Here is an 8528-nt window from a genome sequence, read left to right as displayed (position 1 = left end):
CGCGAATGCGGTCTGTCATTTGGCATTTTTGTAGCTGACACACCGCCTTCGCGAGCAAGCCCGCTCCCACATTTGGATTTGTGCAGAACCTACGACCAAATAACGAGAGTCCCTCCTGCCAACGATGCATTCGTCTGGCACTCGGGGCTCTCTAGTATCGGTTCATCGCCTGTCGACACGACAGGCATCGACCCAGACAGAGGCCCACCATGATCTACGCCCAACCCGGAACACCTGGCGCCGTCGTTACTTTCAAGCCACGCTACGGCAACTTCATCGGCGGCGAATTCGTCGCGCCGGCCAATGGCGAGTACTTCACCAACACCTCGCCGGTCAACGGTGAAGTGATCGCCGAATTCCCGCGCTCCAGCGCCGCCGATATCGAGAAGGCCCTGGACGCCGCCCATGCCGCCGCCGATGCCTGGGGCAAGACTTCGGCCCAGGACCGCTCCCTGGTGCTGTTGAAAATCGCCGACCGCATCGAGCAAAACCTGGAGATCCTCGCCGTCACCGAAACCTGGGACAACGGCAAGGCGGTGCGCGAGACCCTCAACGCCGACGTACCCCTGGCGGCCGACCATTTCCGTTACTTCGCCGGCTGCATCCGCGCCCAGGAAGGCGGCGCCGCCGAGATCAACGAGCTGACCACCGCCTATCACTTCCACGAGCCATTGGGCGTGGTCGGGCAGATCATTCCGTGGAACTTCCCGCTGCTGATGGCCGCCTGGAAACTCGCGCCAGCGCTGGCCGCGGGCAACTGCATCGTGCTCAAGCCCGCAGAGCAAACGCCGCTGTCGATCATGGTCTTCGCCGAATTGATTGCCGACCTGCTGCCGGCGGGTGTACTGAACATCGTCCAGGGCTTCGGTCGCGAAGCCGGCGAGGCCCTGGCCACCAGCAAGCGTATCGCCAAGATCGCCTTCACCGGCTCGACCCCCGTCGGCGCCCACATCATGCATTGCGCCGCCGAGAACATCATTCCGAGCACCGTCGAACTGGGCGGCAAGTCGCCGAATATCTTCTTCGAAGACATCATGAACGCTGAACCCGCGTTCATCGAAAAAGCCGCCGAAGGCCTGGTACTGGCGTTCTTCAACCAGGGCGAAGTCTGCACCTGTCCGTCCCGGGCACTGGTGCAGGAATCGATCTACGAACCGTTCATGGCCGAAGTCATGAAGAAGATCGTCAAGATCAAGCGCGGCAACCCGCTGGACACCGAGACCATGGTCGGCGCCCAGGCATCCGAACAGCAATACGACAAGATCCTTTCGTACCTGACCATCGCCCAGGAGGAGGGCGCCGAGCTGCTCACTGGCGGCGCGGCCGAGCGCCTGGAAGGTGACCTGTCCAGCGGCTATTACATCCAGCCGACGCTGCTCAAGGGCCACAACAAGATGCGCGTGTTCCAGGAAGAAATCTTCGGGCCGGTGGTGGGCGTCACCACCTTCAAGGACGAAGCCGAAGCGCTGGCCATCGCCAACGACAGCGAGTTCGGCCTCGGTGCCGGTCTCTGGACCCGCGACATCAACCGCGCGTACCGCATGGGCCGGGCGATCAAGGCAGGGCGCGTGTGGACCAACTGCTACCACCTGTACCCGGCGCATGCGGCGTTTGGTGGCTACAAGAAGTCCGGCGTCGGCCGGGAGAACCACAAGATGATGCTCGACCACTACCAGCAGACCAAAAACCTGCTGGTGAGCTACGACATCAATCCGCTCGGGTTCTTCTAACTCACTGACTGCACATAAACCCCTGTAGGAGCTGCCGCAGGCTGCGATCTTTTGATCTTGGAATTCACAATCAAAAGATCGCAGCCTGCGGCAGCTCCTACAGGGGTTTATGTGTGTTTCATGTATAGGTTTACCCCCTACCAAAGCCCCCCCAAACCTCCTTCGAAAGTAGCATTCGGGCGCCCGGCGCCCCGTGCATTAATGGCTCTACCGGAATCGCCCGGCACAAGAAGAGGAATGACCCATGTGGACTAAACCCGCGTTTACCGATCTGCGCATTGGCTTCGAAGTGACGATGTATTTCGCCAACCGTTGATTGACCACCCGGCCAGCCGTTGCGTTGGCCGGGCCTGCCTTCTGGAGCATTGCCCATGCACATCCGCGTACTCGGCTCCGCCGCTGGCGGTGGTTTTCCGCAGTGGAACTGTAACTGTCGCCAGTGCGCCGGTGTGCGCAATGGCAGCCTGCGGTCCCGGCGTCGCACGCAGTCCTCGATTGCCTTGAGTGACAACGGGGAGGACTGGGTGCTGTGCAATGCTTCGCCAGACATCCGCGCGCAACTCGAGGGCTTTGCGCCGCTGCAACCGGCCCGCCGCTTGCGTGACAGCGCCATCACTGGCGTGGTGTTGCTCGACAGCCAGATCGATCACTGCACCGGCCTGCTGAGCTTGCGTGAAGGCTGCCCACATGCGGTGTGGTGCACCGAGCGGGTTCATCAGGATCTCAGCAGCGGTTTCCCGTTGTTTACCATGCTCAGGCACTGGAATGGCGGGTTGCGGTGGCAACCGATTGCGCTGGATCGCGAACCGTTCAGTATCGGCGCCTGCGCGCACCTGCGGTTTCACGCGATTCCCCTGGTCAGCAACGCACCGCCGTATTCGCCCAATCGCGGTGATCCGCAACCGGGCGACACCATCGGGTTGTTCGTTGAAGACCAACGCAGCGGCGCATCGCTGTTTTACGCACCTGGCCTGGGCCAGGTCGATGATCAAGTGCTGGCCTGGATGCAGCGCGCCGATTGCCTGTTGCTGGACGGCACCCTGTGGCGCGATGACGAGATGCGTGTCTGCGAGGTCGGTCAAAGCCTGGGCAGCGACATGGGCCATCTGCCCCAGAGCGGTCCCGGCGGCATGCTGGAAGTGCTGCAAGGTTTTCCCCGCCAGCGCAAGGTGCTGATCCACATCAACAACACCAACCCGATCCTCGATGAAGACTCGGCCGAGCGGGCGCTGCTGGAACGGCGGGGGATCGAGGTGGCTTACGACGGCATGGATATTGTGCTGTAGCGACGGACGCCTTCGCGAGCAGGCTCGCTCCCACAAGGGCGACGCAATCCACTGTGGGAGCGAGCCTGCTCGCGAAGGGTCCAGATCAGACACCGAAGATTCCCCGGAGACCCGCAATGACCGATACACCCATGACCCCCACCGAATTCGAGCAGGCCCTGCGTGCCAAAGGCGCCTACTACCACATCCACCACCCATTCCATCAAGCGATGTACGCCGGCCGCGCCACTCGCGAACAGATCCAGGGTTGGGTCGCCAATCGCTTTTACTACCAGGTCAACATCCCGCTAAAGGACGCCGCGATCCTGGCCAACTGTCCCGACCGTGAAGTGCGCCGCGAATGGCTGCAACGCATCCTCGATCATGATGGCGTGCCCGGCAGCGAAGGCGGTATCGAGGCCTGGCTGCGCCTGGGCGAGGCGGTGGGGCTCGATCGCGAGCAGATCCTGTCACAGGAGTTGGTGCTGCCCGGCGTACGTTTCGCCGTGGATGCCTACGTCAATTTCGCCCGTCGTGCCTGTTGGCAGGAAGCGGCCAGCAGTTCGCTGACCGAGCTGTTCGCACCGCAGATCCATCAATCGCGACTCGATGCCTGGCCGACCCATTACCCGTGGATCGATTCCGCCGGCTACGACTACTTCCGCACACGGCTGAGCCAGGCCCGGCGCGATGTAGAGCATGGCTTGCGCATCACCCTGGCACATTACGTCACCCTCGAGGCCCAGCAACGCATGCTGCAGATCCTGCAATTCAAGCTCGACGTGTTGTGGAGCATGCTCGATGCCATGAGCATGGCCTATGAGCTGGAGCGTCCGCCGTATCACACCGTCACACGGGACAACGTCTGGCACCGGGGGATTGTCCTGTGAGCCTGATCGATCGCAAGCAGTCACCCTCATTGCGCCGGGGCTTTCGTCTGCAATGGGAACCGCGCCAGGACTGTCATGTGCTGCTGTACCCCGAAGGCATGATCAAACTCAACGCCAGTGCCGGGCAGATTCTCGATCTGGTGGACGGCCAGCGCAGCGTCGCGGCGATCATCGATCGGCTGACGGCGAGTTTTCCTGACGTGCCGGGGATCGACGAGGACGTACTGGCCTTCCTGGAGGTGGCCCATGCGCAATTCTGGATCGAGTGACGCGCTACCGGGGCCGCCGTTGTGGCTGTTGGCGGAGCTGACCTACCGTTGTCCATTGCAGTGTCCGTATTGCTCCAATCCATTGGATTTCGCCCGGCACGGCGAGGAACTGGACACGCAGGAATGGATCCGGGTATTCCGTGAGGCGCGGGACATGGGCGCCGCGCAACTGGGCTTTTCCGGTGGCGAACCACTGGTAAGGCAAGACCTGGCTGAGTTGATCAAGGCCGCGCGGGACATGGGTTACTACACTAACCTGATCACCTCGGGCATCGGCCTGACCGAGCAGAAGGTGCGGGACTTCAAGGTCGCCGGGCTCGATCACATCCAGATCAGTTTCCAGGCCGCCGACGAAGCGGTGAACAACATGCTCGCCGGCTCGCGCAAGGCGTTCGCGCAGAAACTGGCGATGGCCCGGGCGGTGAAAGCCCAGGGCTATCCGATGGTGCTGAACTTCGTCACCCATCGACACAACATCGATGACATCGCCCGGATCATTGATTTGTGCCTGGAACTGGAAGCGGATTTCGTCGAATTGGCCACCTGCCAGTTCTATGGCTGGGCCGAGCTCAACCGCGTCGGCCTGTTGCCGACGCGCGAGCAATTGCAACGCGCCGAGCGCATCACTAACGAGTATCGCGAGCGCCTCGAGGCGCAGGGCCATCCGTGCAAATTGATATTCGTCACCCCGGATTACTACGAAGAGCGCCCGAAAACCTGCATGAATGGCTGGGCCAACCTGTTTCTCGACATCACCCCGGACGGCACGGCGTTGCCTTGTCACAGCGCCCGGCAATTGCCGGTGCAGTTTCCCAATGTGCGTGAGCACAGCATCGAGCACATCTGGAACGATTCGTTTGGCTTCAACCGTTTTCGCGGCCATGACTGGATGAAAGAACCCTGCCGTTCCTGCGATGAAAAACACAAGGATTTGGGTGGGTGCCGGTGCCAGGCGTTCATGTTGACGGGCGATGCCGAGAACGCCGACCCGGTGTGCAGCAAGTCGCCTCATCACGGGGTGATCCTCAAGGCCCGCGAGGAAGCAGATGCGCCAGGGCTAGGCATGGGGCACCTGACGTTGCGCAATGAGAAAGCTTCGCGCCTGATCTACCGCGGCTGACCCAAGCGACATAAATCCCCTGTAGGAGCGAGCCGCTCGCGAAGAACCAGAGTGCGCCGTGGGGTGTCAGGTTCCCAGCGTGATCGTTGACGACCATCGTCGGAACGCCGCCCGGAGCATGCTCGCTCCTACAAGGGATCTGCGGTGAATCCAGCCATTGGTCTGATTGCATTCACCACTGGATGGGTTAGTGTGGACCTTACCTTCCAAAACAATAAAAAACAGGCTTTCCAATGAGCCAGAGTCTCAGTCAGCTGCGTAAATTCGTTTCGCCTGAAATCATCTTCGGTGCCGGCTGCCGGCACAACGTCGGCAACTACGCCAAGACCTTTGGCGCGCGCAAGGTGCTGGTGGTCAGCGACCCGGGGGTGATTGCCGCCGGTTGGGTGGCGGATGTCGAAGCCAGCCTGCAAGCCCTGGGCATCGAATATTGCCTTTACAGCGCCGTCTCTCCCAACCCGCGTGTTGAGGAGGTGATGCTCGGTGCCGAGATGTACCGGGAAAATCACTGCGATGTGATCGTCGCCGTCGGCGGCGGCAGCCCGATGGATTGCGGTAAAGGCATCGGTATAGTGGTCGCCCATGGCCGCAGCATCCTCGAGTTCGAAGGCGTGGACACCATCCGCGTACCGAGCCCGCCGCTGATCCTGATTCCGACCACGGCCGGCACCTCGGCCGACGTGTCGCAATTCGTGATCATCTCCAATCAGCAGGAGCGCATGAAGTTCTCCATCGTCAGCAAGGCGGTGGTGCCGGATGTGTCGCTGATCGACCCCGAAACCACCCTGAGCATGGACCCGTTCCTCTCGGCTTGTACCGGTATCGACGCGCTGGTGCACGCCATCGAAGCCTTCGTCTCCACCGGGCACGGGCCGCTGACCGACCCCCACGCACTGGAAGCGATGCGCCTGATCAACGGCAACCTGGTGCAGATGATCGCCAACCCGACGGACATCGCCCTGCGCGAGAAAATCATGCTCGGCAGCATGCAGGCCGGGTTGGCGTTCTCCAACGCGATCCTCGGCGCGGTGCATGCCATGTCGCACAGTCTCGGTGGCTTTCTCGACCTGCCCCATGGCCTGTGCAACGCGGTGCTGGTGGAACACGTCGTGGCGTTCAACTACGACTCGGCGCCGGACCGCTTCAAGGTCATCGCCGAGACGTTCGGCATCGACTGCCGGGGCCTCAATCACCGGCAGATCTGCGGGCGCCTGGTGGAGCACCTGATCGCCCTGAAACACGCCATCGGTTTCCACGAAACCCTCGGTTTGCACGGGGTCAGGACCTCCGACATTCCGTTCCTGTCGCAGCACGCCATGGATGACCCGTGCATCCTCACCAACCCGCGTGAATCCAGCCAGCGTGATGTCGAGGTCGTCTATGGCGAAGCCCTCTGACGAGCAACAACGGGCCCTGGCCGGCCTGCTCGGATTAGGCAATCATTCGGCGCGCAAGAGCCATTACCCGGAGCTGGCGGCGCGCCTGGATGAACTGGAAGCCGAGCGCAATCGCTACAAATGGTTGTTCGAAAACGCGGTCCACGGGATTTTCCAGGCCAGCCTGCAAGACGGCATGCGCGCCGCCAACCCGGCGATGGCGCGCATGCTTGGCTATCAAGACCCGCAGGAGGTGCTGTTTTCCCTGGCGGACCTGGCGAGCAATCTGTTTGTCGGCGGTGTGCAGGAGCTGGAAAACATTGGCGAAATCCTCACCCACCAGGGCAGCTTGCACGGCTATGAAACCCAGTTGCGGCGCAAGGATGGCAGCCATCTCGACGTGCTGATGAACCTGTTGCTCAAGCCCGGTCAGGAAGGGCTGGTGGAAGGATTCGTCGCCGACATCACCGAGCGCAAACTCGCCCAGCAACGCCTGCAGCAACTCAACGACGAACTGGAACAGCGCGTAACCGCGCGCACCGATGAGCTGTTGGAAGCCAACCGCAACCTGCAACAGCAGATCACCCAGCGTAAGCAGATCGCCAAGGCCTTGCGCGACGCCCGTGACGCCGCGGAGGCCGCCAATCACAGCAAGGACAAATACCTCGCTGCCGCCAGTCACGACCTGCTGCAACCCCTCAACGCCGCACGGTTGCTTATCTCCACCTTGCGTGAGCGCAAGCTGCCCGAGGTCGAGCAGGTGCTGGTCGAACGCACTCACCAGGCACTGGAAGGCGCCGAAGATCTGCTCACCGATTTGCTGGATATCTCAAGGCTCGATCAAGCGGCGGTCAAGCCGGATGTCGCGCTGTACCGCCTCGACGAGTTGCTCGGGCCGCTGGTATCGGAGTTCCAGTCCGTGGCCGAGGCCGCCGGGTTGCGTTTACGGGTGCACATGGGCGACTACGCCATTTGCACGGACCTGCGCCTGATGACCCGGATCCTGCGAAACTTCCTCAGTAATGCCTGCCGCTACACCGACGAAGGCAGCATCCTGCTGGCGGCAAGGCGCCGGGGCGACAAGCTGCGCCTGGAAGTGTGGGACACCGGACGCGGGATTCCGGCCGATCGTCTCGATTCGATCTTCCTCGAATTCAATCAACTGGACGTCGGCCGCGCTGCCGACCGCAAGGGCGTGGGGTTGGGGCTGGCGATCGTCGAGCGCATCGCGAAGATCCTCAACTACCGGATCCAGGTGCATTCACTGCCCGGCCGGGGTTCGATGTTCAGCATTGAGGTGCCGATCTCCCGTGAAGTGCCGTTGCCCATCAGCCTCACGGCGCCTCAATCGGGCACGGGCAATCCATTGCCGGGCCGGCGCTTGCTGGTGCTGGACAATGAAGTCAGCATCTTGCAGAGCATGGGCGCGTTGCTCGGGCAGTGGGGCTGCGACGTCGTCACGGCCACCGATGAAGCCTCGGCGCTGGCAGCCCTGGCCGGCCAGGCCCCGGAACTGATCCTCGCGGACTATCACCTTGACCACGGCGTGGTGGGGTGTGATGTGGTCAGGCATTTGCGCGAGCATTACGCCCAGTCAATTCCTGCGGTGATCATCACTGCGGATCGCACGGACCAGTGCCGGCGCGCATTGCAACGGCTCGAAGCGCCGCTGCTGAACAAACCGGTGAAACCCGGCAAGTTGCGTGCGGTATTGAGTCAGTTGTTGGGAGCGCCAGCTTGAACTTGGCTGCACATTTCGATCATTAAGTTGTCACTTTCGGTCATTGAGTGCTGGCGGTGCGGCTCTTAGTCTGTCGAACATGACTGACGGGGGCCGTAGAGCTTCCGCTTTTTCCGTGATCGCTCGCTGTGGAGTTA

8 protein-coding genes are annotated in these 8528 nt (G+C 61.9%); all 8 read left to right on the top strand.

The genetic code is table 11. The features are described 5' to 3' along the window. The first annotated feature begins 209 nt into the window (after positions 1-209). The 8 genes from exaC to AC1Q8Q_RS24315 all read left to right on the top strand — a co-directional run bounded on the left by exaC (position 210) and on the right by AC1Q8Q_RS24315 (position 8391). On the top strand, positions 210-1730 hold the full coding sequence (gene exaC / locus AC1Q8Q_RS24350) for an acetaldehyde dehydrogenase ExaC (RefSeq protein ID WP_020800578.1): 1521 nt from the start codon (positions 210-212) through the stop codon (positions 1728-1730). A gap of 244 nt (positions 1731-1974) precedes the next feature. Continuing rightward, a complete protein-coding gene (gene pqqA / locus AC1Q8Q_RS24345; protein WP_003253598.1) occupies positions 1975-2046 on the top strand; it encodes a pyrroloquinoline quinone precursor peptide PqqA in 72 nt (23 codons plus the stop codon). A gap of 55 nt (positions 2047-2101) precedes the next feature. Next, positions 2102-3016 (top strand): pyrroloquinoline quinone biosynthesis protein PqqB, encoded by a 915-nt coding sequence (pqqB, locus tag AC1Q8Q_RS24340; RefSeq protein ID WP_151142775.1) that lies wholly within the window; start codon positions 2102-2104, stop codon positions 3014-3016. 116 nt (positions 3017-3132) lie between these two features. Then, on the top strand, positions 3133-3885 hold the full coding sequence (gene pqqC, locus AC1Q8Q_RS24335) for a pyrroloquinoline-quinone synthase PqqC (protein ID WP_033041441.1): 753 nt from the start codon (positions 3133-3135) through the stop codon (positions 3883-3885). Then, positions 3882-4154 (top strand): pyrroloquinoline quinone biosynthesis peptide chaperone PqqD, encoded by a 273-nt coding sequence (gene pqqD / locus AC1Q8Q_RS24330; RefSeq protein ID WP_020800245.1) that lies wholly within the window; start codon positions 3882-3884, stop codon positions 4152-4154. Before pqqC ends, pqqD begins: the two co-directional genes overlap by 4 nt. Then, on the top strand, positions 4132-5274 hold the full coding sequence (pqqE, locus tag AC1Q8Q_RS24325) for a pyrroloquinoline quinone biosynthesis protein PqqE (RefSeq protein WP_168758546.1): 1143 nt from the start codon (positions 4132-4134) through the stop codon (positions 5272-5274). The genes pqqD and pqqE overlap by 23 nt, the downstream gene beginning before the upstream one ends. Positions 5275-5507: 233 nt before the next feature. Continuing rightward, positions 5508-6671: an alcohol dehydrogenase-like regulatory protein ErcA gene (gene ercA / locus AC1Q8Q_RS24320; RefSeq protein ID WP_020800247.1), complete on the top strand. Its 1164-nt coding sequence runs from the start codon at positions 5508-5510 to the stop codon at positions 6669-6671. After that, positions 6655-8391 carry a PAS domain-containing hybrid sensor histidine kinase/response regulator gene (locus tag AC1Q8Q_RS24315; protein WP_151142770.1) on the top strand — a complete coding sequence of 579 codons (1737 nt, stop codon included), beginning with the start codon at positions 6655-6657 and terminating at the stop codon, positions 8389-8391. Before ercA ends, AC1Q8Q_RS24315 begins: the two co-directional genes overlap by 17 nt. Positions 8392-8528: the final 137 nt, after the last annotated feature.

The organism is Pseudomonas sp. GW823-FHT06B06 (genome assembly GCF_058795195.1).
This window is presented reverse-complemented; position numbering and strand designations above follow the sequence as displayed.

Coding starts and splice junctions, on each gene's coding strand:
- AC1Q8Q_RS24315 (WP_151142770.1), top strand. CDS start 6,655: ATGGCGAAGCCCTCTGACGAGCAACAACGGGCCCTGGCCGGCCTGCTC.
- exaC (WP_020800578.1), top strand. CDS start 210: ATGATCTACGCCCAACCCGGAACACCTGGCGCCGTCGTTACTTTCAAG.
- pqqB (WP_151142775.1), top strand. CDS start 2,102: ATGCACATCCGCGTACTCGGCTCCGCCGCTGGCGGTGGTTTTCCGCAG.
- pqqE (WP_168758546.1), top strand. CDS start 4,132: ATGCGCAATTCTGGATCGAGTGACGCGCTACCGGGGCCGCCGTTGTGG.
- pqqC (WP_033041441.1), top strand. CDS start 3,133: ATGACCGATACACCCATGACCCCCACCGAATTCGAGCAGGCCCTGCGT.
- ercA (WP_020800247.1), top strand. CDS start 5,508: ATGAGCCAGAGTCTCAGTCAGCTGCGTAAATTCGTTTCGCCTGAAATC.